General features: G+C 65.0%; 16 protein-coding genes. 5 read left to right on the top strand and 11 right to left on the bottom strand.

Annotated features, from left to right (window positions below; genetic code table 11):
* The 3 genes from ACQUSY_RS02290 to ACQUSY_RS02280 all read right to left on the bottom strand — a co-directional run bounded on the left by ACQUSY_RS02290 (position 1) and on the right by ACQUSY_RS02280 (position 2,865).
* Positions 1-933, bottom strand: a complete 933-nt coding sequence (locus ACQUSY_RS02290) for a hypothetical protein (RefSeq protein WP_428902897.1) — start codon at positions 931-933, stop codon at positions 1-3.
* Positions 934-994: 61 nt separating this feature from the next.
* Positions 995-1,660 carry a LuxR C-terminal-related transcriptional regulator gene (locus ACQUSY_RS02285; RefSeq protein WP_428902896.1) on the bottom strand — a complete coding sequence of 222 codons (666 nt, stop codon included), beginning with the start codon at positions 1,658-1,660 and terminating at the stop codon, positions 995-997.
* Positions 1,657-2,865, bottom strand: a complete 1,209-nt coding sequence (locus tag ACQUSY_RS02280; protein WP_428902895.1) for an ATP-binding protein — start codon at positions 2,863-2,865, stop codon at positions 1,657-1,659. The genes ACQUSY_RS02285 and ACQUSY_RS02280 overlap by 4 nt, the downstream gene beginning before the upstream one ends.
* Before the next feature lie 113 nt (positions 2,866-2,978).
* Between ACQUSY_RS02280 and ACQUSY_RS02275 the strand changes: the two genes are divergently transcribed.
* Both ACQUSY_RS02275 and ACQUSY_RS02270 read left to right on the top strand, forming a co-directional pair.
* Positions 2,979-4,589, top strand: a complete 1,611-nt coding sequence (locus ACQUSY_RS02275; RefSeq protein ID WP_428902894.1) for a PspC domain-containing protein — start codon at positions 2,979-2,981, stop codon at positions 4,587-4,589.
* The gene (locus ACQUSY_RS02270) at positions 4,586-4,972 is read left to right on the top strand and encodes a hypothetical protein (protein ID WP_428902893.1); all 387 of its coding nucleotides are present in this window, start codon (positions 4,586-4,588) and stop codon (positions 4,970-4,972) included. The genes ACQUSY_RS02275 and ACQUSY_RS02270 overlap by 4 nt, the downstream gene beginning before the upstream one ends.
* A 151-nt stretch (positions 4,973-5,123) precedes the next feature.
* On the opposite strand, the gene ACQUSY_RS02265 is transcribed toward ACQUSY_RS02270, so the two are convergent.
* A complete protein-coding gene (locus tag ACQUSY_RS02265; RefSeq protein ID WP_428902892.1) occupies positions 5,124-6,134 on the bottom strand; it encodes a glycerophosphodiester phosphodiesterase family protein in 1,011 nt (336 codons plus the stop codon).
* Positions 6,135-6,268: 134 nt separating this feature from the next.
* Between ACQUSY_RS02265 and ACQUSY_RS02260 the strand changes: the two genes are divergently transcribed.
* Complete coding sequence (locus ACQUSY_RS02260; RefSeq protein WP_428902891.1) at positions 6,269-7,282, top strand: Bax inhibitor-1/YccA family protein; 1,014 nt, start codon at positions 6,269-6,271, stop codon at positions 7,280-7,282.
* A 70-nt stretch (positions 7,283-7,352) separates the two neighbouring features.
* Here the strand turns inward: ACQUSY_RS02260 and ACQUSY_RS02255 are convergent, their stop codons facing one another.
* The 7 genes from ACQUSY_RS02255 to ACQUSY_RS02225 all read right to left on the bottom strand — a co-directional run bounded on the left by ACQUSY_RS02255 (position 7,353) and on the right by ACQUSY_RS02225 (position 13,583).
* Positions 7,353-8,687, bottom strand: a complete 1,335-nt coding sequence (locus tag ACQUSY_RS02255) for a glycosyltransferase (RefSeq protein ID WP_428902890.1) — start codon at positions 8,685-8,687, stop codon at positions 7,353-7,355.
* A gap of 22 nt (positions 8,688-8,709) precedes the next feature.
* Complete coding sequence (guaA, locus tag ACQUSY_RS02250) at positions 8,710-10,290, bottom strand: glutamine-hydrolyzing GMP synthase (RefSeq protein WP_428902889.1); 1,581 nt, start codon at positions 10,288-10,290, stop codon at positions 8,710-8,712.
* The gene (locus tag ACQUSY_RS02245) at positions 10,287-10,769 is read right to left on the bottom strand and encodes a DUF3817 domain-containing protein (protein ID WP_428902888.1); all 483 of its coding nucleotides are present in this window, start codon (positions 10,767-10,769) and stop codon (positions 10,287-10,289) included. The genes guaA and ACQUSY_RS02245 overlap by 4 nt, the downstream gene beginning before the upstream one ends.
* Before the next feature lie 81 nt (positions 10,770-10,850).
* Positions 10,851-11,669, bottom strand: a complete 819-nt coding sequence (locus tag ACQUSY_RS02240; protein WP_428902887.1) for an SURF1 family protein — start codon at positions 11,667-11,669, stop codon at positions 10,851-10,853.
* Positions 11,670-12,788: a GuaB3 family IMP dehydrogenase-related protein gene (locus ACQUSY_RS02235; RefSeq protein WP_428902944.1), complete on the bottom strand. Its 1,119-nt coding sequence runs from the start codon at positions 12,786-12,788 to the stop codon at positions 11,670-11,672.
* Positions 12,789-12,860: 72 nt separating this feature from the next.
* Positions 12,861-13,073 (bottom strand): DUF2277 family protein, encoded by a 213-nt coding sequence (locus ACQUSY_RS02230; RefSeq protein ID WP_428902886.1) that lies wholly within the window; start codon positions 13,071-13,073, stop codon positions 12,861-12,863.
* Between the two features lie 3 nt (positions 13,074-13,076).
* Positions 13,077-13,583, bottom strand: a complete 507-nt coding sequence (locus tag ACQUSY_RS02225) for a MarR family winged helix-turn-helix transcriptional regulator (RefSeq protein WP_428902885.1) — start codon at positions 13,581-13,583, stop codon at positions 13,077-13,079.
* A 38-nt stretch (positions 13,584-13,621) separates the two neighbouring features.
* Between ACQUSY_RS02225 and ACQUSY_RS02220 the strand changes: the two genes are divergently transcribed.
* Positions 13,622-14,494, top strand: coding sequence for an EamA family transporter (locus ACQUSY_RS02220; protein WP_428902884.1), 873 nt, complete (start codon positions 13,622-13,624; stop codon positions 14,492-14,494).
* 109 nt (positions 14,495-14,603) lie between these two features.
* A complete protein-coding gene (locus tag ACQUSY_RS02215; protein WP_428902883.1) occupies positions 14,604-16,724 on the top strand; it encodes a RecQ family ATP-dependent DNA helicase in 2,121 nt (706 codons plus the stop codon).
* Positions 16,725-16,763: the final 39 nt, after the last annotated feature.

Below are 16,763 nucleotides of genomic sequence, written 5' to 3'. Positions count from 1 at the left end.
CTAGCGCGAGCGCGGGGCCGCTTTCTGACTGCGGACGACAAGTGTGAGCACCAGGCCGCCCGCAAAAAGCACGACGCCGACGGCGAAGTTGATCCAGACGCCAGAGGGGGCTACGACGACCTCAACGGTTTCATCTTGCCACTGCGCACCCAGCCACACCGGCCCGAGAGCTGCCATCACGAGCGAAAGCAGCGCAATGGTTCCGCCAATACTTGCCGTCACCGCACCAATCGCAGCAACCGGGCCAATCTGCGGCGTGATCGCACCACCGGCGGCAAACAACGCCCACGCGAGCACGGCGAGCATGAGCGTTAGCACGATGAAACGCAAGACTGGGGCGTTCCACAGCAGCAGCCAGAATGATCCGGGGCCGGCAAACACCACACCGGAGAGCATGATCAGGCTCCACACCACCGCGGTGCCCGAGACGGCTGAAATGACTGGCCACGACGAACGCGGCCACACCATGACGATGATGATCGCGCCAAAAATAAACCACCCCGAGCTCGCAATGAGCACGGGGATGACAGAAAGAAACGACGCAATGATGAGGTGGGTGGCGACGAGCAGACCGGCAGGAATAATGACGAGCAGCCAACGGTCAAGCGCGAGCAGCCCCAGCATCGATTCGCGAGCACGCCACGGCCGGGAAAACGACAACCACGTGGCGCGTGCCGCAGCTGCGCCTGGGCGGCGAACGAGGCTTGTGCGTGCGGCAAAAATACCGATCGTGAGCCAACCGGCACCCAGCACGAAGAGAATGCGGGCAAGCCACGCCATGAGGTCTTCGCGAGCGGCGCGCTCCGGCGCCAGCTCGGCATTGACGTTCACCCGCAACAAGGCTTCGCTAAGAACGACCGCGACTCCCGCCAAGACGGCCAACGAGATGGCGATGATAATCGCGCGTCGTCCTCGTTGATCGGTCAGGGTCATGACCAAATCTTAGCGAGGTTCCGGCACCCCGATTGCCACGTGAAGCGCCAGCACCCACCCGCTACAGCAGGCGACGAGCCGAAGCCCACGCCGTGAGCTCATGGCGCGACGAGAGTTGTAGCTTGCGCAACACGGCAGAAACGTGAGTTTCGACGGTTTTGACCGAGATAAACAGGTCGGCCGCGACCTCCTTGTAGGAGTAGCCGCGGGCGATCAGCCGCATGACCTCCTGCTCGCGCGCTGATAGGCGGTCGAGTTCGCCGGGCTGCGCGGCAATCTCACCCGTGACCGCGCCAAAAGCGTCAAGTACGAAGCCTGCGAGACGCGGCGAGAAGACAGCATCGCCTGCGGCAACCGCGCGCACTCCCGCGCTCACTTCAGCTCCCGACGCACCCTTCGTGATATACCCGCGGGCACCTGCGCGGATGACCCGCACGACATCTTCGGCGGCGTCAGAGACGCTCAGCGCGAGATAGCGGGTGTCCGGTGCGAGTGGCAGAGCCTCGCGCAGAACGGCTTCGCCGCCGGAACCAAATTCTCCGTCCGCGCCGGGAAGGTGAACGTCCAAAAGCACGACGTCGGGCTTTGTTGCCGCAATCATGGCGACGGCGCTCGGCACGTCGGCGGCTTCACCAACAACGTCAACAGTGTCGTCGAGGTCGGCGCGCAGACCGGAACGGAAAATCGAGTGGTCATCAACGATGACAATGCGCAGCGGATTCGTCATGACATCTCCTGGCTTCGAAGGGCTGCTCGCGCGTAGTCCAGCGTGAGGTGAATTTCGGTGCCGGTTTGCCGGCGGATGATGCGGGCGTCTCCCCCGGCTCGACGCATGCGGCCAATAATGGACTGGCGCACGCCCAGGCGGTCACTGGGCACGGCGTCGAGATCGAAGCCGGTGCCGCGGTCGCGCACGAAGACGTCGACGGCCCGTTCACTGCCTTCGATGTAGACCGAGATCGGCCCGGGCGCGTGGCGGGCCGCGTTGAGAATCGCTTCGCGTGCGGCCGCCGCGACCTCACCACTCGCGCGTTCAGTGGATTCACCAGCGGCGACTACGTCAATCACCACGGGGTAGTCAAGCTCGAGCGCCGCAGCGTAGTCGCGCAGGTCAGTGGGCAGATCGCTGTCGGCAGGGTCGTCGCCGTCATACAGCCAGCTGCGCAGTTCGCGTTCTTGAGCGCGGGCGAGACGTGCGGCTTCGCTCGAGGCACCAGCGCGGTTCTGGATGAGGGCGAGGGTCTGCAGCACAGAGTCGTGCAGGTGTGCGGCCATCTCACTGCGTTGTTCTTCGCGAATGCGGCGAATGCGCTCCTGCGTGGCGCCACGCAACGACAGCACGAGTGCGGGCGCATAGACCGCTGCGAGCGCGATCACCGCACAGATCGCCGCAATGAAGACGAGCACCGACGAGCCGCGAGCCGCAAAGTCAAAGCCGTACATGACAATCACGACGAGCAGGATTCCGGTGGCACTAGCCCGCACCGCGAGCACGTGCCGGGGACCGCGCGCAGGGTCGTTTACATCCAAGAACCCCGCCCACAGTCCCGCCACGACGCACCCAATCTGAGCAACGACGCTCGCTGTGACCCAGTCGGGCGCCCCGGCGAACGTGTAACCGACGGTTCCCCAGACGATCGACCATCCGGCAACGACCATCGCCGCGCCCGCAACACCCACACTGATCCAGGCCACCGGGGCAGATCGCGTCGGCGTCTGGTCATGTGGTTCAGAATCGAGCGGAACAAAGATCCACAGCCAGAGATAGAGCAAGAGGCCGGCGCCAACCAGAAGCGAGCTGAGCACGAACACCAACCGCACGATCGTGACGCTCCACCCCAAGTGCCGGGCCAGACCCGCCGAGATGCCCGTTGCCACACTGGCACGCGGGCGCCGCAGGGCGGGGCGCGAGTGCATGGCAAGGGTGGTCATGCCTACCAGTCAAGCACTCTCCACAGGCCAGAACACGGAATTGGCATGAATCCAGGGATGCGTCAGGGGTCTCCCGGATAGCGCGGGTTCCGCGTCTGCGACAGGGTGGAACCATGACATCACCGACTCCTTCCGCTGCGGTCCCACCATCGGGTGGTTCCGCACCCGGTGCCTCGGTGACCACGCATCGGCCGAACGCATTTTTCGATTGGATCCGCGAGGCGGGCATCGTGCGCACCCGCGGTTGGTTGGGTGGCGTGGCCGCGGGCATCGCGACACGAACGGGAATTGACGCCGCGCTCATTCGCGGAATTCTCGTCGCCATCACCCTGCTAGGCTTTCCGGCGGTGTTGCTGTACGCAATCTTGTGGCTGGTGCTCCCCGATGAGAACGATGCGATCGCCTTGCAGCAGCTCTTTCGCGGGCGCTTTCAGCCACAAATGATCGGCATCGTCGCCACCTTCTTGTTCGCCATGGTTCCGTTCACTTCCCTGATTTCACGCGCCTGGCAGGCCCTGACCCAACCGGCGATGGTGGTGAGCGTTGGTACGTCCGACGGCGTGACGTACTACTCGGATCCGGCGTATGGCTGGGACTGGACGACCACCTCCGTGCTCCCCATCTTGATGACGCTCGGGGCCATCGCACTCGCCATCGTCGCCGCCGTGCTGATCGTCGCTGCCGCTCGCCGGCGTTCCATTGCCGCGCCGGCGGCTTCGAGCACCGTTCCCGCGGCTTCGATGGCAACCGCACCGGTTGCCCCCGCTGGAGTGGTCACCGGCGTCGATGAGACCGTCATCGCGGCAGAGCCGGCATCGCCCATCGACGAGGCTCCGACCGATCCCGATAAGTTTGCGCAGTGGCGAGAGCAGCATGCGCAAACACAACGTGACCGCGAGGCCTTTCTCGTGTCGCAGCAAGACGATCAGGCCGCCAAAGAGCGCGCGGCTCAAGAGCACGCGGCTGCCCGTGGCGCCTTCCTTCGGCAATTGAGCGCGCGCCGCGCTGAGCGCCGCGCGACGAACCCGCGCGCCAGTCTGGGGTACAACCTCGGTGTCGTCGGCGCTGCCGTCGTTGTGGCCTGCGTTGTCATCCTCACGCACATGGACGGTGGCTTCACCGAGGCGCTCGGCTTGGGAGCGTTTGGCGGCGCGATCGTGCTTGCCCTGGGAATGGTGGCCGCTGGGGCCATGCGGCGTCGCAGTGGATTCCTTGCCCTGGCGACGGTTACGGCGCTCGCCGTGGGCGGCGGCGCCACGGTAGCGACCCGCCCCGGGAGCCTCGTGTGGGACGGCGCCAGCGTCTTTGCCGGGAACATGGCTCGCGTCGATCAGCCGTTCGGGGCACTGTACGTCTACACCGACCCTCTCAACGGATCCCACGAGCCGTTGGCCATCACCAAGGGCGACGGCTACACGGTGATCTACGTCGAAGCCGGCACCGATTTAGAGTTCGATGCCGCCCTCGGCGAGGGGTCGAACGTCAGTATCTCCATCGAAAAGGCGAACGGCGAATACGGCGGTCAAGACCTCGTCCCCGTGGTGCGCGACGGGCAACAGACCTACGACGTCAGCATCGAAACCTACCGCGCTGACCTGGAGTCCGAGACGCAGCGCATCACGCTTGAGCAGACCAGCGGATGGGTAGACATTGTCGTTCTGCCCGATTGGAACAACCCCGACGTCGCTAGCCATATCGACCCGAAAATTACGGTGCAGAAATGAATGATCACGTGACACCTGCAACCACGTCCGCGCCGGTGGAGGCCACTGATTCGACGGTCGAGGTTCTCGATGCGTCTCCCGTAGCCCCCGTCGAGGGCGGTGCTCCCGCACCCATGGTTCCGCTCGGTGTCGCCGAGCCCCGCACCCGATGGGCAGGCATCATTTGGGGTCTCGTCCTGGCCTGCATGGCCGGAACCGGAATCTGGTTCCTCGTCTCGGGCTTCGGTGTCGAGGGGCTGACTCCCTGGGTCATGACCTTCACACCCTTCACACTCGGCATCTACGTGGTGCTCGTGATCGCGGCGCTCGCCGTGATCACGGCCGTCGTCGTGCTGGTCAGGCACGCGCAGAAGACTTTCGCTGCGCGCCGGGCTCGCCCCTAGCGAGCCGCAAGCGGGGGTGCGTTCGGGACCGCACCCCCGCTTTTCTTATGCCGCGGTTCCGCTCTGCGTGGTTTCTGCCGTGGTTCCGCTGTGCTTGTCTTATGCCTTGGTTCCGTTTTGGATGGCGGAGGGCGCGCGGGCGGGTCCGTGTCTATCGACGGAAGAAAGCCACACCCAGGTCGGCGTGGTCGACGAACACCCCGTCAACGCCCGAGTCACGCACGATGGCCCATTCGGCTTCGTAGTGGCCAAAAGCTGCCTTGTCGGACGACGACCGAAACTGGCGAATCAGAAACTGGTTTTCGGGCCGAACTGTCCAGGTGAACACCTGCAAACCTCGCGCATGAGCATCGCTGACGACGCTGGATGGTCCGGCCGAGCGGCCGAGGCGGTCGGGGGCCAAGATGACGCGCTTGTCGACGCTGATGCCGTCGACTTCGTTGGCGAGGCGGTCGAGGCCGCGCGGGCTGAACTGCGCGGCATATCCGATCGCACGGTCACCCATCTGAGTGACGAGGTCGAAGGCTGTGCCCTTGTGCTCAAGAAGGTAGATGTAGTTCGCTTTGATGCCAGAGTCACGCAACTGCGTAAGAACGGTCTGCTCGAAGCTTTCGATCCAGATCGGCAGCTTGCCCTGATCCCACCCCGCGGCACGAAGCTCAGCGGGCAGCAGGTCGGCGTGTGCCATACCGATCGATTCAAAGTACGTCGCGTGCTTGATCTCCAGCACGACGCCGATGCGACGGCCCTGTTCAAGCGAGGCGCGCTCGACGAGCTCAAGCAGGTCGCTGAGGCGCAGAATGCCCTGTTGACCGTCAAACGTCGCGCTGTTCTGGCGAATATTCGGCAGCCGCTCGCGTGACTTTAGCGTTGACAACTCATCCCACGTGAAGTCCTCGGTGAACCAGCCGGTGAGATCGTGGCCATCGATGTTCTTCGTGGTCTTACGATCAGCGAACTCCGGATGAAACGCAACATCCGTGGTTCCGGAAATCTCATTCTCATGCCGCACCACGATGACGCCGTCTTTTGTCATGACGAGGTCGGGCTCAACCGCGTCGACTCCCATCGCGAGCGCGAGGTCGTACGAGGAGCGCGTGTGCTCCGGACGATAACCGGGAGAGCCCCGGTGACCGATAACGAGCGGGGTGGGGCGAGGCACCTGTGAAGCATAGTCGCTGAGAGCGAACGATTACCGAGAAGTTGCCGAAACCACGTGAATCCATAGGATTCGACCACTAGTCTGTTGGAAACAGCAAATGCTGTGCACCAGAGTTACGGAGCGTGAGTCACACCATGGCCCTCAGAAACCCCGTCTTCAACAGCGACGCGTTCTCTCAGGACTCGCGCGCCGCGCAGACCTACCCCGGCTACGCCCCTCAGGGCGCACCGAGCCCGACACAGCAGAACCCGTACGGTCAGAACCAGTACGGTCAGCCGCTGACGCCGCCGAGCGCTCAGAACCCGCAGCAGGCTCAGAACCAGGCCCAGTGGTCGTCGGCTCAGCACGCTGCTCAGCAGGCTGCCTACCAGTCGCAGATGGAGGGCATGTACGCCGCTCCTGCCGCTGGCGCGCTTGAGACTGACCGCATGACCGTCGAAGACACCGTCATGAAGACGGCGGGCCTGTTTGGCATCCTGCTGGTCACCGCCCTCGTCGGTTGGGTGTGGACGCTGCAGGGCTCGTTCGACGCTCGCCAGGCATACTTCACCGGCAACGTCACACTTGTTCCGTGGATCATCGGCGCCCTCGGTGGCTTCGTGCTGTCGATGGTGATCATCTTCACGTCGCGCAAGAAGATTCGTCCCGGCCTGATTTTTGCGTACGCCGCGCTTGAAGGTCTCTTCATCGGTGGCATTTCGGCCTACTTCGAAGCCATCTACCCCGGCATTATTGTGCAAGCAACGCTTGCGACCCTCTCGGTCGTCGGTGTAACCCTGGCACTGTTTGCGAGCGGCAAGATCCGCGCGTCGAAGAAGGTCACCAAGATCTTCATGATCGCGATGATCGGCTACCTCGTCTTCTCGCTGCTTAACCTGGTTCTCATGTGGACCGGCGCCATCAACAACCCCTGGGGCATGCGTGGCATGGAGATCGCTGGCATTCCGCTCGGTGTCATCATCGGCATCTTCGTCGTGCTGATGGCGGCATACTCGCTGGTTCTTGACTTCGATGGCATCCAGCAGGGTGTCCGCAACGGTGCACCCCGCCAGTACGGCTGGATGGGCGCCTTCGGCATCATGGTGACGGTTGTCTGGCTCTACGTCGAGATCCTTCGCCTCATCGCTATCCTGCGCGGAAACGACTAAGCACCACTGTCACGAAAGGGTCGCCTCCGGGCGGCCCTTTCGTCGTTTCAGAGACTGCTGAGCGCCGGCGTCAGCGGGCGGCAGGGCGGCGGGTGGGGTGGCCGGCGACCGAGCGCACGAGGTCGGCCCAACGGCGGCTGACGACCGAGCGCTCGACCACCTGCGCCGCGGTCGGCGCTTCAGAGACCAGACGTGCGTGCAGCTCATCGTCTTGCATGAGCGTGAGAATCGCCCGCAGAAGCGCCGTCTCGTCACCGCTTGGCACGAGGATGCCGCCGCCGCGACTCAGCACATCGCGCGGCCCGTAGGCGACGTCGTAGCTAATGACCGGGGTGCCGGTTCCGAGCGCTTCACCTACGACGAGCCCCTGCCCCTCGTACGCGGTCGTGAGCAGCAAGAAGGCCGCATCACGGTAGCACTCGGCGACGTCAGAAACGTGGCCCCGTAGGGTCACCGCCGCGTCCAGCCCCAGCTCACCGATAAGGGCCGCCAGCCGCTCACGCTCGGGCCCCTCACCGTAAATGTCGAGCGTGGCGTCGGGCACGACGCGCACCACGTCAGCCCACGCACGAATCGCGTGGTCAATGCGCTTACCGGGCGCGAGCCGATTAACCATGACCGCACGACGGCTGCCCGTCGCACCGGCGGCCACCCCCATGTCGACGCCGTTAGGGGCCACCACGTCAGCGCGCCCCGCACCGAACCGCGCCCGCACATCATGCGCCTGCGCTTCGGTCGGCCAGGCCACCGCATCAAACGCGGCGGCAACCTCAAACCACCCCGCCCACAGCGCGTTGATCGGCGCATCGGGCGTGTAGGGCGCTTCGAGATGGTTCGTGTGGATCGTGTGGACCAACCGCGCGGGCGACTCCCAAGACGCCAGCAGGTCACCGAGCTGGCGGGCTTCGACGATAACCACGCCGTTGAACGGAACCACGTGGCTGAGCCACGCGCGATACAGGCCGCCGAAGCCGGGAACACTGCCGAGCGGCTCCCCCGCCTCGTCGTAGACGATGACGGGTGCGTCGCTGGTGTGCCAGCGCGGGTCGCCCGTGATAATCGGCAGCGACAGGAGCCGCTGACCAGTGCCGTCGACCACGTGGTTGTACTCCACGCCCGCCGGCATCGTGGTTCCGTTCGCCGCGCTCCGCAGCCACGAAGCGTCAGCCCGCAGGTCGTCGTAGAGGTTGCGCATGTGCGCGACGTCGTGGAGCTCACCGCGACGTGCCCACTCGGCGCGATGCGCTTCGTGGTCGGCCGTGGCTGCCGGGTCAACCGTGAGGATGGTGACCGGCAGGCCCTCGGCATGAAGATCGAATGCTCGGCGCATGACGGCACGAGCAAAGCCCCCATCCTGATCCGGGATCAGTCTGGAGGCCAGCACGAAGCACGGCGCCGAAGTCATGAGACGCCGCGCTTCGCAAAAATTACTCCCACTCGATGGTTCCCGGGGGCTTCGAGGTCACGTCGAGCACGACGCGGTTGACGTCGCGCACTTCGTTCGTGATGCGGTTCGAGATCTTCGACAGCACGTCGTACGGGAGCCTTGACCAGTCGGCCGTCATCGCGTCTTCGCTCGAGACCGGGCGCAACACGATCGGGTGGCCGTACGTGCGGCCGTCGCCCTGCACGCCCACCGAGCGAACGTCGGCGAGAAGCACAACCGGGCACTGCCAGATCTCGTTGTCGAGACCAGCAGCGGTCAGCTCTTCGCGAGCAATCGCGTCAGCGTCGCGGAGCAGGTCGAGGCGGTCTTGCGTGACCTCACCGATGATGCGGATACCGAGCCCCGGGCCGGGGAACGGCTGACGTGCGACGATAACCTCGGGCAGACCCAGGTCGCGACCGATCTGACGCACTTCGTCTTTAAACAGCGTGCGCAGCGGCTCAACGAGCTCGAACTGCATGTCTTCGGGCAGGCCACCCACGTTGTGGTGGCTCTTGATGTTCGCGGTGCCAGCGCCGCCGCCCGACTCAACAACGTCGGGGTACAGCGTGCCCTGCACGAGGAACTTGATCGGCTCGCCCGCTTCTTTCGCCTCGTCAACGAGCTGACGCTGCACGGCTTCGAACGAGCGGATGAACTCGCGACCAATGATCTTGCGCTTGGTCTCGGGGTCGGTGACACCGGCGAGAGCGTCGAGGAACTGCTGACGAGCGTCAACCGTGACCAGGCGCACACCGGTGGAAGCGACGTAGTCCTTCTCCACCTGTTCGCGCTCGCCCTTGCGGAGGAGGCCGTGGTCAACGAAGACGGCGACGAGCTGGTCGCCGACGGCCTTGTGAACCAGGGCGGTCGAAACAGCCGAGTCAACGCCACCCGACAGCGCCGACAGCACGCGAGCGTTGCCGACCTGCGCACGAATGCGGTCAACCTGCTCAGCGATGACGTTGCCGCTGTTCCAGTCGTTAGCGAGACCCGCTGCGCGGTGCAGGAAGTTCTCGATGACCTTCTGACCGTGCGCGGAGTGCTTCACCTCGGGGTGCCACTGCACACCGTAGAACTTGCGCTCATCGTTGCTGAACGCGGCGACAGGAGCGCCGGCGGTCGAGGCGTTGACGGTGAAGCCTTCAGGAGCCTTGGCAACCGAGTCACCGTGGCTCATCCAGACGTTCTGCTCGGCGGGGATACCGTCAAGCAGCACCGAGTCGGTAGACGTGACAGCGTTGGTTGCACCGTATTCGCGTAGACCGGTCGCTGCGACCTCGCCACCCAGCGTCTGGGCCATAATCTGGAAGCCGTAGCAAATACCGAGCGTCGGAACGCCCAGGTCAAAGACAGCCGGGTCAAGGCGCGGGGCGCCATCTTCGTATACCGACGACGGGCCACCCGACAGGATGAGCCCAACCGGGTTCTTGGCCTGAATGTCAGCAGCCGTTGCCGTGTGAGGCACGATCTCGCTGTAGACACCCGCCTCGCGGACCCGTCGCGCAATCAACTGCGCGTACTGGGCACCGAAGTCGACGACCAGGACCGGGCGCTGCACGGTCTCAGGGGTCTCGGTCACTTTGCCTCCGTTATTGGCTGAGGAGTTGGATCTGATTCTGCCGCCTCCGCTTCACGCTGCGCCAGGTAGGCGCGCACGTCGCGGGCGGTGCGAACTTCGAGGAAGAAGCTCAAGAGCGGAACAATGCCACCGAGAGCGAGCAGCAGGAAGCGCGGGAAGCCCCAACGCATCATGCTCCACACGCGGAAGCATGCGAAAAGGTACACGACGTAGAACCAGCCGTGCACGACAAGGATGACGAGCGACAGGTTGATACCGTCGCCCGTGGACTCCAGGCCGGTGGCCGTCTCCACAACCGGCGCGAGCCACAGGAAACCGCCCTTGCCACCGAGGAAAAGCTCGAGGTGGATGGGCGTGTACTTGAGGATCATCTCGGCGCACAGCAAAAGCAGAAACACACCCGTGACGATGGACGCGATCTGATAGAACTTCAGTGCACCGCGGATCGCCGGAAAGGTGGCGAGTTTCGGGGCAGCCATGTCTTCTATCCTAACCGTTGCGTTCTGAGCCGCTGGCCATGCGTCAGCGCCAGCAAATGGTTCCGGACACCGCGTCGCAGACTAGGCCGTCGCGATTTCCGGGTGGTCTTCTTCGAACTGCTCGACTTCTTTTTCCCACGCGTCTTTCGCGAGGCGGTACCACATGAAGAATGCGAAGCCGGCGAACACGATCCACTCGATCGCGTAGAAGATGTTCAGCCAGTTGACCGAGCTTTCTTCGACCGGCGGGTTCGCGACAATCTTGTCGAGCGAGCCGAGCGTGCCCTCCGACGCGAGGTACGGACGGTACATCGTGAGGTCATCGGCGTCATGCCAAAAGCCCAACAGCTGCGCTGGCGACATTCGCACCATTTCGGTGAGGGGCTCGCTGCCGCGCGGCGGCATGACACCCTCGTCCGAGATGATGCGACCGGTGAGATCGACGTTCTGCGGCGGGGCGGCGTTCAGCTCAGCGGCGACCTTGTCGGCCTCTTCGCGGCTGTCGGTCCAGCCCACGGCCACCGCGATGGAGGTCGGAACCTCGGTGTCGGCAATACGGAGCTGGCCGGTGACCCAGTACCCCTCGACACCCTCGTTGTGGCGCGAGGAAACAACAAGGAAGTCTTCGGCGATGAATGAGCCGGTGACGTCAACACGGTGGCCGACCAGTGGTTCCGGAACATACTGCCCCGGATTCACGACGTCGGCGAGCGGCTTCACCTCTTCGGTGATTTCGATCGGCACTGGGTCTTCATCGATGGCCATGTCGAGCTGCCACTGACCGAGCCACGCAAAAACGCCGGCCACGATCAGGGCGAGGCCGAGTACGCCGAGCCACCGCGGACGCAGCAGAACTTCGCGCAGCGTCGGCGGAAACAGCGGCGCCTCGACCGATGTCATTTACAGGGCTTGGTACGGCGCGAGCACAACCTCAACGCGCTGGAACTCTTTGAGGTCGCTGTAGCCGGTCGTGGCCATCGACTTCTTGAGCGCGCCCATGAGGTTGGCGGTGCCGTCAACGACAGGCGTCGGGCCGTGCAGAACCTCTTCGAGCGTGCCGACCTGAGCAACCTGCACGCGCTTGCCGCGCGGCAGCGCCGGGTGGTGTGCTTCGGGGCCCCAGTGGTAACCGGAACCAGGAGCGTCGGTTGCGCGCGCAAGCGCGACACCCAGCATGACGGCGTCTGCACCCATCGCGAGAGCCTTGACGATGTCTCCCGAGGTTCCGACGCCGCCATCAGCGATGACGTGAACGTAACGGCCGCCGGACTCATCCATGTAGTCGCGGCGAGCGGCTGCAACGTCGGAGACGGCCGTGGCCATCGGCGCGTGAATGCCGAGGGTGGCGCGCGTGGTGGAAGCGGCGCCGCCGCCGAAGCCGACGAGCACCCCGGCAGCACCGGTGCGCATCAGGTGGAGGGCAGCAGTGTAGGTAGAAGCACCACCGACGATGACCGGAACGTCAAGGTCGTAGATGAACTTCTTCAAGTTGAGGGGTTCGATGTCTGACGAGACGTGCTCAGCCGACACCGTGGTTCCGCGGATCACGAACAGGTCAACACCGGCGGCAACGACCGTCTCGTAGAACTCGGCGGTGCGCTGCGGCGACAGGGAGCCGGCAACAACGACGCCCGCTTCGCGGATTTCGCGGAGGCGCGACGTGATCAGCTCGGGCTTGATCGGCTCGGCGTACAGCTCCTGCATGCGACGGACGACGTTCTCGCCGTCGAGCGATGCGATCTCCGCGAGCAGCGGCTCCGGGTTTTCGTAGCGCGTCCAGAGCCCCTCGAGGTCGAGCACACCGAGAGCGCCCAGGCGACCCAGTTCGATGGCCGTCTTCGGGCTCACGACCGAGTCCATCGGCGCACCGATGACCGGGGTGTCGAAGTGATAAGCGTCGATCGACCAGGCCGTCGACACATCCTCCGGGTTGCGGGTGCGTCGTGAGGGTACGACAGCGATGTCATCGAACGTGTATGCCCGGCGAGCGCGCTTACCGCGTCCGAGCTCGATCTCCATGGTCACCCCCTAAGCCTACCCTCGTGAGCGCGTGCCGTCGAAAGGAGGTGATCAGTCGGACGTGCTAGCAGGTCAGCTCGCGCGGGAATAGCGCCCGGATGCCTCGGCGCGAGCCCGAGCCTTCGCGGCCTCCTCCTCACGATTCTTCGGCGGGCGCACGGCGACGAGGTCTTCCAGCAGGTGTCTCGTGGCGTGCGCAATCTCTGCGACGGCTCGTTCAAAAGCCGCTTGATTCGCCTGTGACGGCTTCGTGGTTCCGGTGCACGAAACGGAACCACGGGGCACGAGCTACGAATGGGCGTCCTGCAGCTCGCTCCCCCAGTTGCGCAGTGCCGCGGCGAGGGATTCAGGGTCAGCAATGTGCTTGATGAGTTCGTGCTCGAGCGCCATGTGCGCCGTATAGGCCTCGTCGACGAGGGTCAGCCCCGCCGCAGAGAGACGAATATTGCGGCGGCGAGTGTCGATCGCATCGACCGTGCGTTCGATGAGGCCCCGCGTTTCGAGGCGGTCGATGCGCTTGGAGAGCCCACCAGTTGTGATCATGGTTTGTTCGGCGAGATCACCGGCCGTGCGCTCATACGGCGCCCCCGCGCGGCGCAGCGTCGCCAGCACGTCGAACTCCCCCTGCGACAGGCCAAAGCGGGCGAAGTTTTCATCGAGAGCGGCGTCAAGCATGCCAGCGATACGGTGCAGTCGCCCCACGATGCCCTGCGGTGCGGGGTCGGCATCCGGGCGCTCGCGACGCCAAGCGGCCATAATGGCATCGACCTGATCGGGCTCGTGTATATCCGACATGGCCCCACTATATCTTCCAAGGAAGTAATATGTCTTCCATGGAACAGAAATCTCGGCTCGGGTGGATCCTGCTCACCGCCGTCGCGCCGATCGTGTGGGGCAGCGTCTACGTCGTGACGCGGCAATTCTTGCCTGCCGACTCGCCGCTGTGGGGTTCCGTCTTTCGCGCAGTACCCGCCGCGCTCATTCTGTTTCTGGTGTCGCGCGAGCTCCCCCGCGGCCAGTGGATCTGGCGCTCATTCGTTCTCGGATTCCTCACCGTCGGCGGCTTCTTCGCACTGATCTACGTTGCGGCGGCAACCCTGCCGTCGGGAGTGGCGGCGACGCTCATGTCAACCGCTGCCGCGGGCATGCTGCTGTTCGGGTGGGCCCTTCTCGGCCAGCGGCCACGCCTCCTCCCAGTCGCCGGTGCCGCGACCGGTATCGCGGGCGTCGCCATCATGGTGGGTGCGTCGTTCAGCGAAATCAACGGTTGGGGTGTGGCTGCGTCGCTCGGCGCGATGGCGGCGTCGTCGCTCGGCTTCGTGCTCACCGCGCGCTGGGGCGGCTCGATTGCCCCGGTGACGCTCGCCTCGTGGCAACTGATGACCGGCTCCGTGGTGGTCGTCATCCTCGCGATTGTGTTTGAAGGCGCACCTCCCGCCCTGACCGGCAGCGAAATGTTGGGCTTCGCCTACATCAGCGTCGTGTGCACGGCGCTCGCCTACTTCGCGTGGTTCACGGGCCTCCGCCACCTCCCGGCCGCGGCCGTCGGCGCGATCGGCCTACTCAACCCCGTCTCCGGGGTCGTACTCGGTGTGCTGATCGCTGGTGAACCGTTCGGCTGGAGCCAAGCCATCGGCATGGCCCTCGTCATCGCCGGTGTGGTCATCGCGATCAGTAGACCGCCCCGCGCCCAGACATCCACCTAGGGCTTGTCTGAGAATATTCAGGTCCGGGCGATTGCTGTGTGGATGAGCACAGCGGCCGATACGCGTTCTGCGTGAGGACGATGTCGGTGGCCTACGGCAGAGTGAAGGTATGACTTCTGCCGCAGCATCCGCCCCCATTCGTGCCGCGGCGCTCGACGGGCTGCGCGACCTGGTGGGGCGCGACGACGTCGACTTTCATGACGGGCAGTTCGAGGCGATCGAGGCGCTGGTCGAGGGGCGGCGGCGTGCGCTAGTCGTACAGCGCACCGGATGGGGCAAATCGGCGGTGTACTTCGTCTCGACACTGCTGCTGCGCCGGCAGGGCGCGGGGCCGACGGTGCTGGTGTCGCCGCTGCTGGCACTCATGCGCGACCAGATCGCGGCGGCCGAGCGGGCGGGTGTGCGGGCGGTCGCGATCAACTCGACCAATGCACACGAGTGGGGCGATGTGCTCGCGCAGCTCGATCGCGACGAGGTCGACGTGCTGCTCGTCTCGCCCGAGCGCCTCAACAACCCCACTTTTCGTGAAGAGCAGCTGCCGACGCTGATTCAGCGTCTCGGACTCCTCGTGGTCGACGAGGCACACTGCATCAGCGACTGGGGCCACGATTTTCGCCCCGACTATCGCCGCCTGCGCGACCTGATCACGCAGATGCCCGCCTCAGTGCCGGTGCTCGCCACGACGGCGACCGCGAACAGTCGGGTCGTCGCTGATGTCGCCGAACAGCTAGGCGCGGGGTCGGGGGCGGATGCTGCAAGCACCGTGCTCACGATCCGCGGACCACTCGCACGAGCATCCCTCCGCCTCGGTGTGCTGCGCCTGCCGAATTCGACGCAGCGGCTGGCCTGGCTGCTCAGCCATCTGAACGATCTGCCCGGGGCAGGCATCATCTACACACTCACCGTCGCCGCGGCTGTCGACACGGCTCGTCTGCTACGTGAACACGGGCATGAAGTGCGCGACTACACGGGCCAGACCGACACCGACGAGCGCACCGAGTCTGAGCGCATGTTGAAGAACAACGAGATCAAGGCACTTATCGCGACCAGCGCTCTGGGCATGGGGTTCGACAAACCCGACCTCGGGTTCGTCATTCACCTCGGGGCCCCCTCGTCGCCTGTTGCGTACTACCAGCAGGTGGGTCGTGCCGGGCGCGCGAGTGAGAGTGCCGACGTGCTGCTCCTGCCGGGCACTGAAGACCGCGACATTTGGCACTATTTCGCGACCGCTTCAATGCCCGACCGCGATCGTGCCGAACGGGTGCTGCACGCGCTGAGCGACCAGCCGATATCGACTCCCGCGCTCGAAGCACGCGTCGACATTCGGCGCACGCCCCTCGAGCTGCTGTTGAAAGTGCTCGACGTCGATGGCGCGGTGCGCCGGGTGCAGGGTGGATGGGTCTCAACCGGTGCACCCTGGGTCTACGACGCCGAACGCTATGAACGCATCGCCGCTGAGCGGGTGGCTGAGCAGCAGCACATGATCGAGTACGAGCAGACCGATGGATGCCGCATGGAATACCTGCAGCGCACCCTCGACGACGACACCGCTGTGCCGTGCGGGCGGTGCGACAACTGCGTGGGCGTGTGGTTTCCCACCGCGGTGGGCGAGGCCGATGCGGCCTCAGCGAGCTCATCGCTCGATCGTGTTGGCGTTCCGATCGAACCGCGCAAAGCCTGGCCGACAGGTGCCGACCGGCTTGATGTTCCGTTAAAGGGGCGCATCGCTCCGGGCGAGCAAGCCGCTGAGGGGCGCGCCCTGGCACGCCTCACCGATCTCGGCTGGGGCGGTGCGCTGCGTGACCTGTTCGCTGCGGGCGCGCCAGATGCCCCGGTTTCGCCCCAGATGCTTCAGGCCTGTGTGCGTGTGCTCGCCGAATGGGGGTGGGCAGAACGGCCCGTCGCGGTGATCGCAATGCCGTCGCAGTCACGCCCGCAGCTGGTCGACACGCTCGCCCGCGGCATCGCTGAGATCGGGCGCCTGCCCTACCTCGGCGCCCTTGGCGATCGCACGCCGCACCGCGCCGATGGCCCCGGCGGAAACAGCGTCTTCCGCCTGGCATCCGTCTGGGATCGCTTCGCCGCTGACCAACTCGACGTGCCCCCCGGGCCCATCCTCCTCGTCGACGACCAAGCCGACAGCCGTTGGACTCTCACCGCTGCCGCCCGCGTGCTGCGCAAAGCCGGAGCATCCGAGGTGCTGCCGTTCGTGCTCGCACTACGAGGGTGAATGAGGGCTTGTCTGACAACTTCGGGTCCAGGCGATTGC

Origin of the sequence: Microbacterium daqui (assembly GCF_050408675.1) — a bacterium.
Classification (GTDB): Bacteria; Actinomycetota; Actinomycetes; order Actinomycetales; family Microbacteriaceae; genus Microbacterium.
Note: the sequence above shows the minus strand (reverse complement) of the source record. Positions and strands in the feature narration are given on the sequence as shown.

Excerpts from the sequence above, each read along its gene's own strand:
- ACQUSY_RS02255 (WP_428902890.1), bottom strand. The coding sequence starts at position 8,687 with ATGACTTCGGCGCCGTGCTTCGTGCTGGCCTCCAGACTGATCCCGGAT.
- ACQUSY_RS02225 (WP_428902885.1), bottom strand. The coding sequence starts at position 13,583 with ATGTCGGATATACACGAGCCCGATCAGGTCGATGCCATTATGGCCGCT.
- ACQUSY_RS02245 (WP_428902888.1), bottom strand. The coding sequence starts at position 10,769 with ATGGCTGCCCCGAAACTCGCCACCTTTCCGGCGATCCGCGGTGCACTG.
- ACQUSY_RS02285 (WP_428902896.1), bottom strand. The coding sequence starts at position 1,660 with ATGACGAATCCGCTGCGCATTGTCATCGTTGATGACCACTCGATTTTC.
- ACQUSY_RS02260 (WP_428902891.1), top strand. The coding sequence starts at position 6,269 with ATGGCCCTCAGAAACCCCGTCTTCAACAGCGACGCGTTCTCTCAGGAC.
- ACQUSY_RS02220 (WP_428902884.1), top strand. The coding sequence starts at position 13,622 with ATGGAACAGAAATCTCGGCTCGGGTGGATCCTGCTCACCGCCGTCGCG.
- ACQUSY_RS02290 (WP_428902897.1), bottom strand. The coding sequence starts at position 933 with ATGACCCTGACCGATCAACGAGGACGACGCGCGATTATCATCGCCATC.
- ACQUSY_RS02240 (WP_428902887.1), bottom strand. The coding sequence starts at position 11,669 with ATGACATCGGTCGAGGCGCCGCTGTTTCCGCCGACGCTGCGCGAAGTT.
- ACQUSY_RS02280 (WP_428902895.1), bottom strand. The coding sequence starts at position 2,865 with ATGACCACCCTTGCCATGCACTCGCGCCCCGCCCTGCGGCGCCCGCGT.
- ACQUSY_RS02270 (WP_428902893.1), top strand. The coding sequence starts at position 4,586 with ATGAATGATCACGTGACACCTGCAACCACGTCCGCGCCGGTGGAGGCC.
- ACQUSY_RS02235 (WP_428902944.1), bottom strand. The coding sequence starts at position 12,788 with ATGGAGATCGAGCTCGGACGCGGTAAGCGCGCTCGCCGGGCATACACG.
- ACQUSY_RS02215 (WP_428902883.1), top strand. The coding sequence starts at position 14,604 with ATGACTTCTGCCGCAGCATCCGCCCCCATTCGTGCCGCGGCGCTCGAC.
- ACQUSY_RS02275 (WP_428902894.1), top strand. The coding sequence starts at position 2,979 with ATGACATCACCGACTCCTTCCGCTGCGGTCCCACCATCGGGTGGTTCC.